The sequence below is a fragment of the Sulfobacillus thermosulfidooxidans DSM 9293 genome (assembly GCF_900176145.1).
Taxonomy (GTDB): domain Bacteria; phylum Bacillota; class Sulfobacillia; order Sulfobacillales; family Sulfobacillaceae; genus Sulfobacillus; species Sulfobacillus thermosulfidooxidans.
Map to the genome: position 1 here is coordinate 515,911 of NZ_FWWY01000001.1, position 19,860 is coordinate 535,770.

A 19,860-nucleotide genomic window follows, 5' to 3' on the forward strand; every position below is an offset into this window, starting at 1 on the left:
ATGATGAAACGGACTCATCAACTCGCTGCCGCCCTTTCAGCCTTCACGGTGTTTACGGCGCAGCCAGTTTTCGCCATATCTTCTAGACCCGATGCCCATTTCTCTTTGACTGCTCCCTCAGTCCGCCAAAACTGGCACCATAATCTGATTCTCTTCGGCGAAATTCTGGCGGTCTCTCCCACTCACATATCGGTATTTCTCCCACATCGCTTAGTAGCGCTGCAGCTTTCGGTCAAGAATCTCACTGTGCGGGCCCAAAACTATCCCCTATCGTTAACGCAGGCAACCCGTATTCTTCATACGGGAGAACTTGTACAACTTCATATTCATCCCCATACCAAAAACGTTTTAAGTATTCAACCCCTGGCTTATGGAACGGCCGTGGACACTTTAAATCACTGGACTTTATCGGTACGCGAAAGAGGTACCTCCTCGTCAAAGCCGTGGCCGCTGTCGACCTTACAGGTCCCTATTTTCGGTAGTCGCTCCATCAAAAGCGGCGAAAACATCGAGGTTTTTGGCTGGGCGGCGCAAGGAGTCATCCATCCTACCGCCGTGGCCGTAAAACCTCTTCACATTAAAGCCCAGGTAAAGTCTAAAACGGAACAATATCTTCATTTCGCTGACCAACAAGGTCATTCCTACACCATCAATCTCTCATCGCAAAGGCCGTGGCTTCGTCAATTAGCCGTTAACAGCCCCGTGATATTAATCGTCGACCCGGCTACCCAAAATATCTTAGGCGTCAGACCAGCTCATACTCACGCCCACCTAATACATTGTCTCAGTCATAATATTTATGGTCAGTTAGTCAAAAAATCGCCAGAGCAATGGCAACTAAAAACGTCATGGGGCACGGAAAGTGTATCCGTACAGGGTAGATCCATAAAAATTGTGGGTCTGAACTCTCATGGAGTATCCACCCTCAACGATTTGCCCCTGAACTCCCAACTTCTCATCCATTTTTCCCCGCCCCCTGGCCCCATCACGGTTCGCATAATTCGAGCTGGCTTGTGATGCATGAACTCTCTCGCCACTTAATCCGGTCAGGTTGAGATGAAGGGTTTCTCGGTGTCAATTGGAGCCTCTTGGTGGAATGCCCTGCTTCGCGATCACACAAGCCGCAATTGGGGTCGGCGTGATCCCTCTGTCCCAAGCATTGACAGACAAATTCGGCGTGGACGAGCCCGATTGACCGGAGAGGTGAATATGGAGAACCGCACATTTTTGCGAACTGGGTTGGGGGGCATGTGTCGCCGCCGCACGTTCCGAACGTGATGGGAAGCCAAAAGCCCTTCCACGTTGCCGAACCTGAACCGCAACAACGTAGAAGGGCTTTGACAGATCACCCGTCCTATCCAGCAAGTCCCCGAGAATCACGCACTTGCCGTCTCGTCAGGAATTCCTTGCGGGCTTCTGTTGCCATAATGCCCATCCCCACAAATTGAATCAGTCCGATCAGCCAAAATCCCCATCCAATGTGTCCTTGACTAATGACGAGACTTAAAGCCAAAGGACCAAATGTTCCGGAGAGATCAAATGACGATTGCGCAATGGTATTGGCGGCCACTAGAAGGTGGCGGTCAACACTACTCGCAATCCGCATGGAAACGAGCGGAAATAAGACAGCGTGAGGCCAGGCCAAAAGCCAAAATCCTATAAGAAACACAATCAACGATGGGGCCCATCCCATCAGTCCTAGACCTACCCCACCGATGCCTAAAGACCAAAACATCCAGGTGGCTTTACGCTCAAGTTTTTTCTGACGGACGAATCGTGAGACGACCAGACGTCCCAGTAACGACGCGACAAAGAAACTTGTCAGGACCAATTCAACGAGACTATAGGATAATCCGAAACGGTCCTTAACGTCTAAGCCTCCATAAGACATCGCCGCAGCAAAAGATAAATTAAACAAAAATAATGACGCAAAACTCCGCATATAGGTAGGATTGTGCACTAAATCCGATAGTGCAGACCGTAATTTAAAACCTTTTGGTTTTTCATCCTTTAATAACCGTTGCTGAAACCGCCGGTAATTCAAGGTCATCACGCCTAACCCAATTAGCGCAAACGTTAATAACAGGACGTATAAGCCTTTCAAGGCCACATGCGTCAAGATCAAAGTTCCTAAAATAGGCGCCACAACCAAACTCGTAGACAGCGCCAAGGAATAGTAACTGAGATTTTTTTCCCGGTCTTCTTGGGGAGATAAGGCGCCCATCAGAGAAAGCAAATGAGGCATGATAAGGGCCGTAGAGACTCCCGCAAGGGCTACCGCTAACAAAAATTCTACAAAGTTGTGGCTGAGAAGCACTCCAGAAATAGCTAATGTCAACAATACAAATCCAACAGTCATGACCCGTGGGACATCATGTAAATTGACGCGTGCACTATAACCAAAACGCACCATCATGGTGACCACGGCATAGACTGAAGTGGTCAGACCTACTTCAGCTAATTGCGCTCCCAAGGAATGGGCATACAAAGGATTATTGGATTGCATCATCGATGAATTAGCGCGCGCCAAAAAGGTTAAGATCAGAATTAAATAGATGACCGCCGAACTTTTCGAGGCCAAATTAAGATTCCAACGCCGCTTCACCGATCTGTCACTTCCCTTCTTGTTATTCTGTTAATTTTATTTGACGATTGTTTTTCAACCTCGATCACGAGACGATCCATTGGCCCTTTTCGTTCATACCGCCAGGTCCTGTCGTCTTCTGGTTATTGCCTGGTTCTGTTCCGTTCGTTCCTGTGTGTTTTAATAAACGGAGAGATTTTGTAACCTTCTTAAATTCTATTCTCTCACCGCATAAACACACCACTATTCTAAACAGCCATTAGCATGATACTGCTTTTTTCATTATGTGTATGTAGTTGCTTTTTACTATTTGTGATACTTTTCATAAATGGTTTCAACAATGCCTATGCCTCTTAATCATATAGCTCGTTATGACTAGTTGTATAGTGGAAGAATTTAATCTTTTCGTTTACAACATTGCTCCGAAAGTACGATAGAGACGCCTATAGTACATGATTACCATTAATAACGATTTGAAACACCGGTCTAACCGGAATGTAAGGAGGTTTAATCATGGGCAAACCACATGTTGTGGTTCTTGGCTCAAACTTTGCCGGATTAGGTGCCGCGCAAAAGATTCGTGAATTTGCCAAGGACACCGTGGACATCACAGTAATCGACCGCAAACCGTATTTACTGTTTGTCCCCAATATCCCCTATGAAGTTTTTGAAAACCGCAATCCCATGCTTTCCCTACACATGCCCGTTGTCGATGCATTACATGAAGATAACATACGCTTCATTCAAGGTGAAGTCAAAGCCTTGGATCCGGATGCGCAAATCGTGGAATATGTGCCAACGGAGCGCGTAGGTGCAGCCGTTGAAAAAATACATTACGATTATGTTGTCGTAGCTATCGGAGCCCGTTTAGCGTACGATAAGATTGAAGGTTTTGCTGAATATGGACATACTGTCAGTGATACCTTCTACGGGGAAAAGCTACGCCTGTTCTTGCAGAATGAATACAAAGGAGGCCCGGTCGCCGTAGGATCGGCCCGATTCCATCAGGGAACGATGACCAAAGACCTTGTTCCCACGGCCGAAGCCGCCTGTGAAGGACCGCCTGTAGAAGTCATGTTATCCTTTGGGCACTGGTTGCAAAGCCGTGGTCTCGGCGGCCCGGAAAAGATTACGGTATTTACTCCGGCTGAAATTATTGCGGAAGACGCCGGTGTCGGCATTGTGAACGCTCTCTTAGGCATTGCCAGCTCCATGGGCTATCACTACATGAACAATACCAAAGACATCAAACGCATTACTAAAGATGGTATTGAATTCGAAAATGGGCAATCCCTCGAAGCCGAACTCAAGATTATCTTCCCTGACTGGCAAGCTCATGACTTCATGCGCGGATTACCCATTTCGGATGATCAAGGATTCGTGTTAACCGACATGACCACGAGAAACCCGAAGTACCGCAACGTTTTTGCCTGTGGTGATGCCGCGGCTGTAACAGTGCCGAAGTTAGGAATTCTTGCCCACATGGGTGCAGAAACCGTTGGGAAGCAAATTGCCATGGATATGGGTCGCATGTCCCCCGAAAAGGCCAATGTCCCGATGCACTTTATTGTGAACTGCATTGGTGATATGGGTGGTAACCAGGCTTTTGCTATCAACTCTGACACCTGGTATGGTGGCACCAAGTCTAGCTTAAAGATGGGACATATCCCGTTCTTAATGAAGATGCAGTACAAAGAGATGTTCTTCCGCACCAAAGGCAAAGTGCCTGACTGGGGTATTCCAGCGGCAGACTTCTTGATTCAAAAACTCAGCTAATCAGTAAAATTTGGAAATAAGGAGCGCTTGCGATGGCCGTAAATAAAGTGGCGAACGAAAATGAGACTCCCAAGCCCATTGAACTGACGCCAGAACAATGGCAGGGTTTAGCACGCCTCGGCGAGCTCATCCAAGCCGTCGACCAAGGCCTGAAAACGGGCCTTGGTTCCGCTCTTACCGAAAATGTCTTGACGCTGAGTCAGACTCTTCCATCCGACTTGCCTCAATCTCTAAAGGCCGCGGCGGAGACGTTAACCACACTTCACCGCTCCGGCCTGCTCCAGCAACTAGAGATGTTATTGCAACTCGCCAGCCAAGTTCCAGAATTTTGGCAGGAAGTTGTTCCCGAAAAACTCTTGAATGTTGCGGAGGATGTGAGTCAAGTTGATTTTAAGGGAGTCTTGTCCTTAGGCGAAGAAGCGAGTAAGACACGAGCTCTCAGTGCGATGATTGCGCTCTTGCGTTATGTGACCCAAGAAGCTCCTCAAGACTTTTTGGGACAAGTCACGGAGTTTGTCAATCAAACCGCACCGATTTTAAACAACCCAGATTTGCTTAAGGTACTGCCCGTCTACATCGATCTTCTTGTTCAGCTTCAAAAGAGCGGCCTGTTAGATCGTGTAATGGACGTGGTCACCTATTATCAAGGGCTTGCGCCCTTGCTGAATCTCGGACCCGTCATTCAAAGCGTGTTAGAGTACCTGAATTCGAGCAATTTGGTTGAAAACGTGAAGCAAATTCGCCCGGACAATTTAGCGTTATTAGCTGCGGAAGCCAGTGATCCCGATACCACAGCAGTTTTAGCCGATGCTTTACGGTTGGCCAGATTATTGCGAAACAGTGATATTACAGCGGAATTCACCAGTGACTTTATCAAGATATCAGGTATAATGTTAGATCGCGAATTTTTAGATACCTTGCCTGAGTTGCTTGAAACCGCTGTATTGTTGCGCAAAACCGGCCTCTTAAAGTCACTGCAGCAGGTATTGCTCGCTTTCCCCAGTTTGGCAGCCTTGCCGTGGAATGACTATATTGCAAGTGCTGTCAACACAGCTAATAAATTCGATATCGCAGACATTCTCAAAAAAGTCAAGGAAGCATCGCAAGAGGCAGAAACAAAATCTGCCCATCTTGGCGGTCTCGGCGGTTTGATGCGGCTCATGAAGGATAAAGAGGTTCAAAAGTTGATGCAGTTTGCGGTGAGTTTAGGCAGCAAATTTTTGCCGACAAAATAACCAGACGATAGACCTTATATCCAGCCCAGTTCTTCTGGGCTGGTTTTTTTCTACCTAAAATTGGCATGCCCAATTCGAGAGAAAAACGGGTAAAGAGACCAATGCCCGGTAATAATACCTCCATGTTAGAGAGACGGAGGTGAAAAAATGGCGCGTGGAAGCAACACTGGTAACCGCGCACTCGTGCAAGGCGCCGCCAGGGCGTTGGATCAATTTAAGTACGAAGTGGCCCGGGAACTCGGCTTGCAAGGAGTCGAAGACGGTTATTGGGGAGACATTCCCTCTCGGCAATGTGGTGCAGTAGGAGGCCACATGGTGCGCAAGATGATCGAAATGGCCGAACAGCAAATGGCCGGACGGCGGTAATCGCCAACCGATCTCTTATATGGAATTCATGGGCCTCCTCCTAATTTGAGGAGGTCCCTTTCTTGATTTATCCCTCGGGTTAAATGTCTAGGACAATTTTCCCAAACAAACCGTGCGACTCCATCCTTCGGTGCGCTTCGCTCGCATCCGCTAACGCAAAGGTTTGATCGATTACGGGAATCAATGCCCCGCGCGCAAAAAGCGGAAGAATCCGCGGTAAAATCGCTGAAGATCCCATGTACGCTCCCAAAACCGTAAGTCTCCGCCGGAAAAGTTGGCCGAGTTCGATTTGCACCTTACCTCCACTCGTGCTCCCGACAGAAATCACCGTACCACCCCGCCGCACCATCTCTAAAGACTGCGAAAAGCTTGCTTGTCCTAAGGAATCGACGACAATGTCAGCGCCTTTCGAATGGGTCATGGTTAACACCTCAGGACTAATGGGAAGGGACCCGTCCCAAACGATAACATCGGAAGCGCCCAGTTGTTTTAAGCGTTCCACAAATGTCTGAGAACGAACCACAGCGATTACCCGCATGGCACGTAAACGAGCCAGTTGAAGGGTCGCAAGCCCTAAACCCCCATTGGCTCCCCAGATCACAATAGTTTGTCCCGGTGTCGCTTGTGCACGGGTCAAAAAGTCTTCCGCCGTAACAAAGGGAATACCGATCGACGCCGCCTCAATAAATGTCAAGCCACTAGGCATCGGTACCACATTTTGCACCGGCACCACAATTTGTTCGGCATACGTTCCATCCAGGATACGGTAATGCGGGCAACTATTTTGCTGACCGGAAAGGCAATAGACACACCGGCCACAACTAAGCCCCGGATTAATCACCACTTTTTGACCGACGGCATAATCACGGGCCCCGGGACCTAATGCATCAATCTCACCGGCTCCATCTGATCCGGGAATCAAAGGCTCGGGAAAGGCACCAAAGGCTCCTTGGCGAACCCAGATGTCGCGGTGATTAACTCCCGCTGCACGTAAGCGGACCCGCACTTCCCCAGGACCCGGTTCTGGATTCGCAACGTCTTCATACACTAAGACGGACGGGTCACCTGGCTGATGTATTCGAATGGCATGCACAATAATATCCTCCTAAGTTCTCTCCTGAGTTCTCGCATTCTCTTTCACAATGCTCTATCATATCATGATTGATACTGCGCCCATTTCAATGACCAGGCTAAGCGTCTGGTTTCTTGCCATAACGGATAAGGATGAAAATCAGGTGGAAAGATCGGCCAATCCCAATGAAGGTCCTTGGGCTCTTTCACGTAATCTAAAAAGGTTAAGGGCAACGATACGGCCCCGACTGGGGTACTGAAGTGGTAAATTGCCGAGGCGGCCCACTCTTCAATCGCTAAATCTCTTGCCGTCCGCACCAGGGCAGGGAGTCTCCCCGTTTCGAGAACCTGATCCACAATTTCATGGGCACTTTGTCGGAGCAGTTTCTCGCCTAGCAGACTCATTTCTTGTCCATTAAATAGTCTTTGAGATCCCCATTGCGCGGGAGCTTTCACGTGTGGCAACCTCTGCCCAGGAGTTGCCCCCGTCATCAATAGGGCTAAGGCCACAACCATGTCCGCGGCGCTGTAACTTTGATCATGAATGATGGCAGGACCCAATCCATAACGCGTGATGATCGTTAAAAGGGTTTGAGGATCAGACAATGCCGGGGGTGTAAGCGGTTGAATACGGCCGCTTAATGATGCAATATCAATCCATTCGATGCCAGCAATTTGGCGAATATGGCGAATATATTGCCGGAATCCTTCATAGGCTTCATGACGGTCCTGGATACAGCGTAGAGGGGCTTTTCGCAAAGTAGCATTGGTCGCCCCCAATTCAAAATTCACCGCATCCCAAAACTTCGTAGTCACCAGTTCGGTAGGATGAACCATAACCATAAACGCGTCTTGTGGCGCCAAGTCCTGTGGCGCCTGTTCGATTAACTGGATCGCCTCATCCAAATTGTCCGGTAACTTCATCGCAAAAGGCTTAGGATTTAGGACCGGCAACGACCAGTGGACAATATCTTCTATCCACATGGGTTGTCTTGCCGTATCTAAGTAACTATTCCAGCTGTCACTAAAAAAAATCGGCATGTTTAGCAAAGACAATGCATCCACAGCTTGAGGAACCCAATTACCGCCGGGTTGTGTGAAATATACGGGAGACTTGATAAGGTCCTTGACCATATCAATTCCCACTTTTTCCCGGGCAATGAATCGGGCCACGCCGTCCTCGTAATCGAGTTCGGCCATTTCCTCGGCAATGGTAGGATGTTCGCTGTGACTCGTTGAGTGAAATCCCACGCTATTTTTTTGTGCCAATCGCTCTAAAGTTTTCATTTGATGATGCGCAAACAGACTTTGTGCTTTTTTGCCGACAATGCCGTAACTGGCGGGCATTTGATATTCATCCATGACGTCCAACACAAACTCCAAGGCTTCGTCCGATTCCTCAGTCACAAAATCTTCAATATCAAATCGTATTAAGCCATATAACGTCATACTCCGCATCCTTTCGAACACAGTGACCAAGCCATTTGACGATAGATCAGAGCATAAGCCTGGGCCTCGTGAGAGGGCAAATGCCTCGATAAAATCCGCAGACGCGCATTTTTCCGCATCTCATCGGCCTCTTGGGGATGATCGAGGGTCAAACGGAACGCCGCAATCAATTCTTCCGGGGTGTCGAACAACAACCCCGTTTTCCCATCCTCGATGAGATACCGGTTCCCATGAATATTGCTGGCGACGATCAAAGCACCACAACTCATGGCCTCCATGAGCGCGTTAGAGACGCCTTCGATCCGACTCGTATTCAAAACAATGGTGGCCCGTTGGTACCATGTCCCCATCTGCTCCTTCGGCACTTCGCCCATCACCTGCACCCACGGTTTATCCTGGGCGGCTTGCACTACCCGTTCCCATTCTTCCCCATCACGCACCGGTCCTAATATGGCGAGCTGAAAATCGATCCCCAGGGTCTTACGGGCGGATTGTACGAGGTCGATCGCCCAGGCACTGCGTTTCACCGGGCGAATCCCGCCAGCCATCACGACTAAGGGGGGCCAATCCCGCGTTTGAGACGAATCCGCGGGGCAGAACATCGTTTCATCCACCGACGGCGGGATCACCTGCACGCGGTGCTCCCACGCGGGAGCATCCGCCAACAACCGTTTACGGGCATTGGGCGTAAACACCACCTGATGGTGCAAGGATGACAGGGTGTGGCGAATCGGCCCGGGATCTTTCGCCCAATCTCCCCATAAGTCGGTTCCGGTCCACGTGACCACGATTTTTTCAGGGTCAATGCCCTGGTGGAGTAATCGTTGTCCCACTTGCACCGCATTCCAGGCATGATACACGTCATAGTCCCCAGATGGGGATGATAACGTTCGACGTGTGCGTTAAGACCTAAGTGGTTGAGACCACGTTGCAGGCGTTCAGCCGACACAAAATTCCCCCCCGTAACGGGGGTATCAGGCGGCACAATTAAACCGATTTTCATCAGGCTTTCGTCCTTTCTCGTCTGTTACCCAATGCGTGTGCCATTAGGAACCGGACAATCGACATTTAATAAGATGACATCCGTGTCACTGAGCATAGCGCCTAAAATGAGCACTTCGGACCTGACCCCCGCCACCTTTTTAGGAGGGAGATTCAAGACGGCAATGACTTGTCTTCCTACCAAATCGCCAGGATGATACCGCACGGTAAGTTGGGCAGAAGACTCTTTTATTCCGAGAGGACCAAAATCAACAGTGATATGATATGCAGGTTTTTTTGCTTTGGGATTCAGTTCAGCGCGAAGAATAGTTCCCACATAGAGTCCAACTTGAAAAAATTGTTCTGGAGAAATTGGTGTTAACTCTTCGATGATATTCACCCCTATTGAATAGGCGGATTCACGTCGTCCCCCACCTTAAAACTGTCAACGGACATCGTGCGGAAAATATAATCGCCTTATCACTTGTTTTTCCCTGGCAATGGCATTAACCGGCTTAGAGAGTCTCGACATTTCAATCAGTATCTTTTCGTCATCATCCCATAAAAACAGGGCACTGTCTTTATCCTCACTATTTTCGGCTCCTAAATAATAATCATAGTAAACTGTACCCGTTTCGTCGACCGCCAAATAATATGCAGGATCATAGCCATGTGATTGCACTTGAACCCTCAGTTTCTGATAGGTGTCCATATCATGGTCAGGATATTCCATGTACGTAAAAAGATGACGGTTTAGAAATCGTCGGCATAGGTCTTTCAAAATGGGATCCGAACTGTCCTGCCAAACATTGAAAGCATTAAACAATACGGTATCATCTAAGGCAAAATAGCTGTCTAAACGAAGGGATTGCGTAAACAATTCAGCTAAAGCGGGATGAGGCATGGGCGGTTCTTGACCACCTGCAACCAGATCTTTAACCCGCTTTAAAATGGCTTTCAAAATCACCTCAGCTGAACGTGACACGGGATGGAAATAGACTTGCCAATACATAAAATATCGGGCAAGCAAATAGGCTTCAACCGTATGTAATCCCGAACGCTTGACCACAATTCTGCCGCCTAAAGGCCGCATCACACGAATAATGCGGGCTAAATCAAACTTGCCATAATCGACCCCTGTAAAAATGGAATCCCGCATCAAATAGTCTAAACGGTCCGCATCTAGCTGACCACTGACCAACGACACGACCAACTTTTGAGGATGTGTCTTATTAATGACAGAAGCCACCTGAGAAGGCAGCTCTGGGTCGATTTGTGCTAATACTTGATGAACTTCGGTTGTCGGTTCAAGAATAATGCGCTCGCCCCACATTTCATGCCGTAAGCCAATCACTTTTTCTAAGGCGTGAGAAAACGGGGCATGTCCAATGTCATGCAAAAGTCCCGCCACCATAACAAGCTGATTATACTCAGATGGCCACTCATAGGCATTGCGGGCAAAGGATTGGATAATTTGTCTAATCACCTCATAGACCCCTAAGGAATGCGAAAACCGACTATGTTCACCCCCGGGATAGGTAACATAGGATGTGCCCAATTGCCGAATGCGCCTTAGCCGTTGCATTTCTTTGGTATTAATCAAATCCCAAATCAAGGGATCATTCACATAAATATAGCCATGAACCGGATCTTTAAAGACTTTTTCCTCATCTAACATGGCCTTCACCGCCTTTATCTGGCTATTGTGCAGTTCATGGATTCATCCCCCTTGATAGGGATCTATTTTTTGCGCCATTGACGAATCACCATCGCAATAGACATTCCGAGCCCTAATAAAATGAGAAACGCTCCAATATCTCCCAAAAAATGTGACCAGGTTGCACTCACGATATGGGCAATGCCCATCAAAATCAATCCCACGGCAATCACAACGGATGATCGCGCCATTTTTCCCGCCGCGCCAAGTCCCACGCCGATGACCCCAACAATCACTTCTAGCCAGCCTGCATTCATGCATCTTCCCCCTTTAATGCTTATTCTACGAAATTTTTCTGGGATTCAGGAAAACATTAACGGAAGAAGGGGCTCACACCCTTCGAATCCGCTTCACATATCATGACCATGATTCGCTTGAGGAGCGTGATAGAATGCAAAGACCATACATGACGACATTCAATGCGCGAAAACGAGCCCTGATCCTTCGCCGCCTCTTCCTCTGGATTTTGGCTATTGGTCCCGGTGTCATTGGCATGGTAGCCGACAATGATGCCGGAGGAATGTTGTCATATCTCGTTACCGGTTCACAAGATCATTTGCAGTGGTTTTTGCCAGCGCTTTTTGTCATGGCCCCACTCACTTATGTCATTCAAGAATTGGCCCTTCGTGTGGCGCTCGCCACGCGACTGCCCTATAGTCAAATCATTTCGCGTAAATTTGGCCAGACAATCGCCAAATTCAATGCGCTAGTGCTGCATGGCCTGAATATGATGATTTTAGTCACCGAATTTATCGGCATGACCTCGGCACTCACCCTGCTCGGTGTGCCATGGACCTTAGGTCTCATTGTATCTTTAATATTAGTCCTTGGTGTGACGTCTTTTCGACGATACCGGCAAATGGAACGGCTGTTACTAATCTTAGCTGTCGCAAATCTCGCATTTATTCCGTCCTTGATGACGCTGCATCCCAGTGTGCATAGTTGGCGTAGTGCGTTTTCGGGTTCATTTACCGGGGAAACGGCGTTTCTTTTGTTATCCTTGGCCGGCAATGCCATTGCCCCTTGGATGATCTTTTGGCAACAAAACGCGGTCTGGGCAGGTAATGTTCAAAACTTAACCTCTGGTCGCAAAGATATTCGCTTGGGCATTATCGTGCAAGTGTTCATGGCGACCGTCGTGATGCTCATTGGCGCCTTTGCAGCCCATGCCGCCGTCACGGGCAGGAATCCTTTATTATGGCTACAACATTATGGGGGCACCACCGCCGCTGCTTTATTTGCGATCGGACTTTTTGATGCAGGATTTTTGGCCGCATCCACAATTTCCATCTCCTCCGCGTGGATGGTGCAAGAAGCCTTTGCTGATAAATTGCATGACCGGAGTCAAAGTCCGACACAAGGTCCCTATGCCGCGCTACACATTGCGACGGTGTCTGTTGCGGCTCTGGTTGTGTTGTTACCCCATTTATCGGCCGCTCGGATTGCCTTATGGGCTCAAGCTTTGGGTGCCTTGTGGATGCCTATTAGTTTACTGATGCTTGGGATCATTGCCTCCGATCGCCGTCTCATGGGCACCATGGTCATGCACCGTCAGCGCCAAATCATTTTGACTGGCACCATTTTCATCTTTGTTCTCTTAGCATTCTGCACATTTGTTGGGTAATACCTCATGCTTAAAGCGTACAAATCATGACCTCATTGTTCTCGTCACGACGCTCACGGTTCGTTATGATATTCGTGTGAGTTAAAGCATCTTATCAAGAAAGAGGGAGTCTTATTGTCTTTCAACCTGATCCCTGATTCCCTGAATATGGATACTCACGCATATCAGCACAGTGATCTTCCCCATCAAGTGTCCACCGCTTTTGGGGTTACCAGCCCTCCTGTACCATGACGACGGGGAAATCAGCAACATCTCACTTTTTCATTCGCCGCATATTGCTTTGGTTTTTAGCTCTTGGGCCAGGCGTTTTAGGAATGGTAGCCGACAACGATGCGGGAGGCATGTTATCCTACCTGGTTACAGGATCGCATAATCATTTACCATGGTTTGTGCTGGCACTTTTTATCATGGCTCCTATTACTTTTCTCATCCAAGATCTGGCGTTAAAGGTGGCATTAGCCACACATCTTCCCTATAGTCAAATCATTGCGCATAAATTTGGTAGCGGGACCGCTAAATTCAATGCCATCATTCTTCATCTTTTAAACATGATGATTTTAATCACAGAGTTTATCGGCATGACATCCGCCTTGGATTTTTGGGGTGTTCCCTGGAATAGAGGACTCATCGCATCCTTTCTTGTTGTCCTCGCCGTCACCTTGTTTCGACATGTGCGCCAGATGGAACATCTCTTATTAATGTTAGCGGTCGCTAATCTCGCCTTTATTCCCGCTCTTTTCCTGTTACACCCCAGTATTCACACATGGCATAAAGCATTATCCGGTGGGTTTAATCATCATATTCCTTTTCTATTACTGTCCTTGGCCGGAAATGCCATCACCCCATGGATGATTTTTTGGCAGCAAAACGCCGTGTGGGCTGGCAATGTAAAAAACTTATCCTCAGGACAGAAGGACATTCGAACGGGAATCCTCGCTCAAGTGTTCATAGCGACCGTTGTGATCCTCATTGGAGCTTTAGCGGCCCCTGTAGCTGTATCTGGGCGCAATCCCCTCTTGTGGCTTCAACATTATGGGGGCACAACGGTGGCTGGACTCTTCGCTGTAGGACTATTTGATGCGGGATTTCTCGCCGCATCCACCATTTCGGTGTCATCGGCATGGATGGTGCAAGAAGCATTTTCCCAAAAACTCTTAGAGCCCAATACAAGTCCCACTCAAGGTCGATTTTCGATTTTGCACATTGCGACACTCTCTGTCACCGCAGCTGTTGTGTTATCACCGCATTTGCCCACGGCATCATTGGCTTTATGGTCGCAAGCATTAGGTGCTCTTTGGATGCCGATCACATTAGCGATGCTGGGTCTTATTGCCCGCGATCCTCAGATTATGGGACAGATGGTTATGCCCCGTCGCCGTCAATTCTTATTAGGTTCTGTCATATCATTGTTTGTCGGACTCGCCGTCTTCAGTCTTGTGAGTTAAAAGGACATCGAACCACCTAATCCCCATCTTTAGAACTGTAGACGGAAAGTTCCATCGCCGCGATGAGGAATTTTCGCTATGATAATAAAGACAATCAAGGCGTTACACCACACGTACAGGAGAGGATTACATGGCGTCAGGTGAAATCGATACAGTTCTCGCATATTTACAAAACCACCATGAACAATACCGCAAGGAACTGATTCAGTTTTTGCAGATTCCCAGTATCTCGGCCTTGTCCACTCACAAAGAGGACGTTCATAGGGCCGCCACGTGGCTCGCTCACCGTCTTCAAGCGGCAGGTGTTCCCCATGTGCGCATTGAGGAAACCCCGGGTCACCCTATTGTCTTTGGAGAAGTCATAACTGATCCTCATCGACCCACGGTACTCGTTTACGGACATTATGATGTCCAGCCTGTCGATCCCTTGGACCAATGGACGAATCCGCCGTTTTCTCCCACCATCATCGATAACATTTTATATGCCCGGGGTTCCAGTGATGACAAGGGGCAAGTCTATATGCAAGTCATCGCCGCCGAAGCCTGGTTAAAAACAGGAACTCTGCCCGTAAATCTCAAATTTTTATTCGAAGGCGAAGAAGAAATTGGCAGTGTGCACTTGGAGCACTACATCCAAACCCATCAAGAGGAGCTACGAGCTGATCTGGCCGTCATTTCAGACACGCCGATGTTTGCTGCCGGTGTTCCCGCTGTGTGCTATGGCTTGCGCGGTCTCGCCGCTTTAGAAATTCATGTAGAGGGCCCCTATCAAGACTTGCACTCGGGTGTCTTTGGTGGCGCCGTCGCCAATCCTGCGCATGTTCTGGCCCAAATTATCGCCAGCTTGCACGACGATGAAGGGCGTGTCACGGTCCCAGGCTTTTATGATGATGTAGACGGTCTTAGCGAGGAAGAACGAAAAAATTTTGCTGCCTTGCCTTTTGATGAGGAAGAGTTTCGCCAATCAACGGGATCTCCCGCATTATATGGTGAAGCAGGCTACACCACATTAGAGCGAATTTGGACGAGACCGACGCTCGAAGTCAATGGAATGTGGGCGGGCTTTATTGGCGAAGGGCGCAAAACAATCATTCCCCAAAGTGCCCACGCGAAAATATCATGCCGATTAGTCCCCCACCAAGATCCTCAAAAGATTTTGAATCAGGTCAACCAGTTTATCACGGACCAGTGTCCTCCCACCGTCAAATTGCGTATTGATCGCGGTGAGGGGGATCCGGGCACGGTCACTCCGTTAGATCACTTTGCCACGCAAGCAGCGGTCCAAGCTATTCGTGCGGTCTATCATCAAGATGCGGCCTTTATTCGCATGGGAGGCTCAATTCCGGTTGTGGTAACCTTTGACCAAGTCCTTAACATCCCTACGGTGTTATTGGGTTTTGCATTGCCTGATGAAAATTTTCATGCGCCCAATGAACATTTTCATCTCGAAAACTTTGATAAGGGTGCGGAAACAATCGCCACCTTATGGCAAATACTAGGCCAAACGCATCACCACCAAGGAGGAACTCATGTCAATCCCTGAATTTAGCATTGAGGGACTGTCCCAAATTGTTCGCAGTCTAGAGCGCTATGATGAAGCGACATTGACGAATGCTGGGCCCAAGACTCCCACCACACGTCGTGCCACAGAACAACTCATTTGGCGACTCGAAAGCCTGTTATTTCCTTTTGAGCATCCTTGGGAAGAAGCCGTTGAAGCCCAGGGAACCGCCGCCCGTATCGAATTATTGGGACGAATTATTTGGGATTTAGCTCATCAAATTCACCGGGTTGATCCTCATGACTGCACGGGAGATCCCTGCCAGGGATTATGTCGAGCCTTTCACACCGCCATTGAATTTGGCAAACGACTTCCAGACATTCAGGCTCTTTTGTATATGGACGCTGATGCCGCTTACCAAGGAGATCCGGCAGCACGCAATCGATCCGAAGTCATATCCACTTATCCCGGGTTTTATGCCATTATGGTATACAGGTTAGCGCATGAGCTCTTCCGACTAGACGTGCCATTACTGCCCCGGCTCATGACGGAGATTGCTCATAGCCAAACCGGGATCGACATTCATCCCGGAGCGCAAATTGGTTCGAGTTTCTTCATTGACCATGGAACCGGGGTCGTGATTGGCGAAACCACGGAAGTCGGCGATCAAGTCACCTTATATCAGGGAGTGACTCTGGGCGCATTAAATTTTCCTCGGGATGTACAAGGACAAATCATTCGCGGGCAAAAACGGCATCCCACGATTGGGGATCGGGTGGTCATCTATTCCGGTGCGACCATCCTAGGAGGGAATACGGTGATTGGCGCGGGGAGCGTCATTGGAGGCAATGTGTGGCTGACACATAGTGTTCCAGAAAATTCTCGCGTAATCAACCAACCCCAAGTTGATGTCAAAGCGGTCACCCATAAAAATTGAAAATAGGAAGGACCAGTGTGATGCAAACCATTCATGATAATAAACCTGCTCTTTCGACGGGCACAGGGAGCATTTTTGTAGACCTTATATTTTGGCATCCCAAAGACAGCAATGAAGCGCCATTGACCACGTTTCTCGAACAAACCAGACTAGGCGAACGGTCGCAAACGGTCCAATGGCTCAACAAAATCACGGTACGTTTAAGTATGTGGAATGGATATTATTGGTCCGATCTTCCCGCTGAAAAGTGGCCAGAAGCCCAGCGCGACTTGCAAACCTTTATTGCGGAAACCATGCGTCATTATCAAATCCCCAAGGCGGAATATGATACGCGGGCCTTTTCTATCGGACTAGCCAAAAAAGTTCGGCGGCAAAAAGTTCACCTCAATCAGCTGCCATTACAGCAACCCAGGCGCGATAATCCGGTTTGGTGGGTGATTGTTCCGTGATCGCGCTCAAAATGTCTGCCATCGATGCAGCCTATGAGCGTATTCGACCCGTTGTGTACGAGACGCCGCTCATAAAAAATCACAGTTTATCTGAACTTAGCCAGTGTGATTTAGCACTCAAAGCTGAAAATCTTCAACGCACCGGGTCGTTCAAGATTCGCGGAGCATTTAATAAACTGGCATTAATTCACGAGGCGGGCGGCAAAGGGGCCGTGAGTGGATCATCTGGCAATCATGGCGCGGCAGTCGCTTGGGCAGCCCGCTATTTTGGCTTAACTGCTCGCATTGTCGTTCCCACCACCGCCTCCGCTGCCAAAGTTGAGGCCATTAAAGCGTATGGCGCAGATATTGAATTTTGTGGCACGACGAGCCATGAGCGCATTGAACGGGCTAAAGCCATTGCCCAAGAAACCTCTCTCAGCTTTGTGGCCCCTTTTGATGACCCTGAGGTGATGGCAGGGCAGGGTACAATTGGCTTGGAAATTCTGCAACAGATGCCGGAAGTCGAAATCATCGTCGTTCCCATTGGGGGCGGTGGTCTAATCTCAGGAATCGCTACCGCTGTGAAAAGCCAAAGGCCCGATATTCGGATTATTGGTGTCGAGCCGTTAGGCGCTCCCAAAGCCTATGAATCGCGCAAGCATCATCAACGGCGGATTTTGTCGTCCACCGAGACCATTGCTGATGGATTAAAGACCATCTCACTAGGAGAACTAACCTACCCGATTATTGAACATCTGGTCGATGATATTGTGCTGGTCGATGATGATGAAATCCGCCGGGCCATGTCCTTATTGTTAACGCGTCAAAAAATGTTAGCAGAACCCTCGGGAGCCGCAACACTCGCGTATGCCTTACGTAAGCCCGATAGGCTTCATCACCGCAAAACGGTTGTGGTCATTAGTGGCGGAAACATTGATCCAATAAATCTTTGTGAGCTCTTAACACACCCGCATTAAAAATCAGTCATCAATAGAACCTGCCAAGGACATGCCACGCGAATTCACGCCTGGGATGTCCTTGCCGCTCTTCCTCAGACTTGCCTCCCATGTTCTGTCGCAGGCGCTTATGCGTGTACCCGCCATAACCGATATTGGACGGCCTTTTTACGTTTTCGAAGGTCGTCTTCTGTGTTTACCTCTATCACAAGTGAAACCCTTTTGTTCCCTGTGCGGCAATACATAGATCTCCCAGGTTTTGGGTAACCTAAGTCACGGTACCTAGAGGAAATCAAGGGCGGAGCCGAACGTCCAAAAAGGAGACCTGGAACAATGGATGAGCAGCAACATGTTTGTGCCTGTGGCGAAATCGCCCACTATGAATGTCGCGATTGCCAACAACCGTTGTGCACAGAACATACTTGCAGCAGTTGTGGCCGCTGTGAAGCGGATTGTATTTGCCACTTATTATGGTGGACGCCGGATTTGTTTATTTAACACTGGTTTTCAACATTCCGAAAACAGTTGACAGAAAGCCATAAGCCATATGGGTTGTCTTCATGTTACGATTTTCACATAAGAACATATACCTAAACAAAAGGAGGGGATCGTAGATGTTAGCCTTTGTGAAAAATTTCACGCCAAACTGGTTTACCGTAGGCATGGGGACAGGTATTACCGCTTTGGGCGCATACCTTTATCCCGGCGGTCCCCTATGGCTCAAGGATTTGGGTACAGGGCTGTGGATATTAAACACCGTGATTGTGGGAGTCCTTTTACTACTCATGTTGTTGCGTTGGATCTTTAATTGGAAGGGATCTATTGCTATTTTGCATGACCCTATTCAATCGATGTTTTTAGGAGCTGTCCCGATGGCTTTGACCACGGTCATTAACGGATTCATTGATATGGGTCAACGCTTAATTGGACATGAAGCCCTGACCATCGCCATGGTCTTGCTCGTGATCAATGTGTTAATGGCGCTGGGATCAGGCATTGTTGTTCCCTTTATGATGTTCATTTCTCACGATCACCGCTTAGATAAACTGACGGGAATATGGTTGATGCCCGTTGTGCCCGCTGAAGTGGCCGCAGCCAGTGGAGGATTACTCCTTCCCTATCTCACCAATGTGGCGGCCCAAAAAACCTTGATGGTCATTAGTTTAGGGTTGTGGGCCTTAAGCGTTCCCTTAGCATTTTTGATGCTCGGATTTTTATTCTTGCGCTTAGCGGTTCACAAATTGCCCCCTAAGGAAATGGCGATTTCCACGTGGATTTCTTTGGGCACGTTAGGCACCGGCATTATGGGGCTCATCGGATTAGGAAAATCCTTACCCATTTTATTTGGCTCTTTAGGGCACGCTATGGATGGTGCCGCCGTCCTTGGTTCGTTTGCTCTGTGGGGCTTTGGTTTATGGTGGTTGACCTTAAGCATTCTCATCACCATTTACTATGCACACAAAGGATTGCCCTTCAATTTAGGGTGGTGGGGATTAACCTTCCCCTTGGGCGTTTTTACTGGTGGAACGGATATGCTCTATGACCAGATGCATGTTGGGCTCATCGCTTTCTTTGCTCACCTGTTTTATGTCTTGCTTGCCGTTTTTTGGACCCTGGTCGCGGTCAAGACGACGGGCGGAGTCCTCACGGGTCGTTTGACTCTGACTGGCGCCCCCAAGCCTACGCCGATGCCCACAAAGACGGCCGTAAGTTAAAGGCTCGAGCACAACTCTCGAGCCTTCGGCTTGAAGGTTTGTCGACAATCTTTTACGATCAGACAGTACAAG

18 protein-coding genes are annotated in these 19,860 nt (G+C 48.6%); 11 read left to right on the forward strand and 7 right to left on the reverse strand.

Annotated elements, in window-relative coordinates; translation table 11 throughout:
- Positions 1–1,017 (forward strand): hypothetical protein, encoded by a 1,017-nt coding sequence (locus B8987_RS02735; RefSeq protein WP_020376419.1) that lies wholly within the window; start codon positions 1–3, stop codon positions 1,015–1,017.
- Positions 1,018–1,354: 337 nt separating this feature from the next.
- Here the strand turns inward: B8987_RS02735 and B8987_RS02740 are convergent, their stop codons facing one another.
- Entirely contained in the window at positions 1,355–2,605 is a 1,251-nt protein-coding gene (locus B8987_RS02740; RefSeq protein ID WP_020376420.1) for an MFS transporter, read from the reverse strand.
- Positions 2,606–3,097: 492 nt separating this feature from the next.
- Between B8987_RS02740 and B8987_RS02745 the strand changes: the two genes are divergently transcribed.
- From B8987_RS02745 to B8987_RS02755, 3 genes are all read left to right on the forward strand, one after another.
- Positions 3,098–4,360 carry an NAD(P)/FAD-dependent oxidoreductase gene (locus B8987_RS02745; protein ID WP_020376421.1) on the forward strand — a complete coding sequence of 421 codons (1,263 nt, stop codon included), beginning with the start codon at positions 3,098–3,100 and terminating at the stop codon, positions 4,358–4,360.
- Positions 4,361–4,392: 32 nt separating this feature from the next.
- Entirely contained in the window at positions 4,393–5,595 is a 1,203-nt protein-coding gene (locus tag B8987_RS02750; protein ID WP_020376422.1) for a hypothetical protein, read from the forward strand.
- A 147-nt stretch (positions 5,596–5,742) separates the two neighbouring features.
- A complete protein-coding gene (locus B8987_RS02755) occupies positions 5,743–5,961 on the forward strand; it encodes an alpha/beta-type small acid-soluble spore protein (protein WP_020376423.1) in 219 nt (72 codons plus the stop codon).
- A gap of 79 nt (positions 5,962–6,040) precedes the next feature.
- Here the strand turns inward: B8987_RS02755 and B8987_RS02760 are convergent, their stop codons facing one another.
- From B8987_RS02760 to B8987_RS02785, 6 genes are all read right to left on the reverse strand, one after another.
- Positions 6,041–7,054: an alcohol dehydrogenase catalytic domain-containing protein gene (locus B8987_RS02760; protein WP_020376424.1), complete on the reverse strand. Its 1,014-nt coding sequence runs from the start codon at positions 7,052–7,054 to the stop codon at positions 6,041–6,043.
- 62 nt (positions 7,055–7,116) lie between these two features.
- A complete protein-coding gene (locus B8987_RS02765; protein ID WP_020376425.1) occupies positions 7,117–8,481 on the reverse strand; it encodes a hypothetical protein in 1,365 nt (454 codons plus the stop codon).
- Entirely contained in the window at positions 8,478–9,341 is an 864-nt protein-coding gene (locus B8987_RS02770; protein ID WP_242940611.1) for a glycosyltransferase, read from the reverse strand. The genes B8987_RS02765 and B8987_RS02770 overlap by 4 nt, the downstream gene beginning before the upstream one ends.
- Before the next feature lie 167 nt (positions 9,342–9,508).
- Positions 9,509–9,862: a tRNA-binding protein gene (locus tag B8987_RS02775; RefSeq protein ID WP_020376427.1), complete on the reverse strand. Its 354-nt coding sequence runs from the start codon at positions 9,860–9,862 to the stop codon at positions 9,509–9,511.
- Between the two features lie 45 nt (positions 9,863–9,907).
- Positions 9,908–11,140, reverse strand: a complete 1,233-nt coding sequence (locus B8987_RS02780) for an HD domain-containing protein (RefSeq protein ID WP_020376428.1) — start codon at positions 11,138–11,140, stop codon at positions 9,908–9,910.
- Positions 11,141–11,202: 62 nt separating this feature from the next.
- Positions 11,203–11,436, reverse strand: a complete 234-nt coding sequence (locus tag B8987_RS02785) for a hypothetical protein (protein WP_020376429.1) — start codon at positions 11,434–11,436, stop codon at positions 11,203–11,205.
- Positions 11,437–11,570: 134 nt separating this feature from the next.
- On the opposite strand from B8987_RS02785, the gene B8987_RS02790 reads away from it, so the two are divergent.
- From B8987_RS02790 to B8987_RS02825, 7 genes are all read left to right on the forward strand, one after another.
- A complete protein-coding gene (locus tag B8987_RS02790; protein ID WP_020376430.1) occupies positions 11,571–12,803 on the forward strand; it encodes an NRAMP family divalent metal transporter in 1,233 nt (410 codons plus the stop codon).
- A gap of 314 nt (positions 12,804–13,117) precedes the next feature.
- A complete protein-coding gene (locus B8987_RS02795; protein ID WP_242940612.1) occupies positions 13,118–14,248 on the forward strand; it encodes an NRAMP family divalent metal transporter in 1,131 nt (376 codons plus the stop codon).
- Between the two features lie 130 nt (positions 14,249–14,378).
- The gene (locus tag B8987_RS02800; protein ID WP_020376432.1) at positions 14,379–15,791 is read left to right on the forward strand and encodes a dipeptidase; all 1,413 of its coding nucleotides are present in this window, start codon (positions 14,379–14,381) and stop codon (positions 15,789–15,791) included.
- Complete coding sequence (epsC, locus tag B8987_RS02805) at positions 15,778–16,686, forward strand: serine O-acetyltransferase EpsC (RefSeq protein WP_020376433.1); 909 nt, start codon at positions 15,778–15,780, stop codon at positions 16,684–16,686. Before B8987_RS02800 ends, epsC begins: the two co-directional genes overlap by 14 nt.
- Positions 16,687–16,706: 20 nt before the next feature.
- Complete coding sequence (locus B8987_RS02810; protein WP_020376434.1) at positions 16,707–17,135, forward strand: hypothetical protein; 429 nt, start codon at positions 16,707–16,709, stop codon at positions 17,133–17,135.
- Positions 17,132–18,094: a threonine ammonia-lyase gene (locus tag B8987_RS02815; RefSeq protein ID WP_020376435.1), complete on the forward strand. Its 963-nt coding sequence runs from the start codon at positions 17,132–17,134 to the stop codon at positions 18,092–18,094. Before B8987_RS02810 ends, B8987_RS02815 begins: the two co-directional genes overlap by 4 nt.
- A 593-nt stretch (positions 18,095–18,687) precedes the next feature.
- On the forward strand, positions 18,688–19,788 hold the full coding sequence (locus B8987_RS02825; protein WP_020376437.1) for a TDT family transporter: 1,101 nt from the start codon (positions 18,688–18,690) through the stop codon (positions 19,786–19,788).
- The last annotated feature ends 72 nt before the right edge of the window (positions 19,789–19,860 follow it).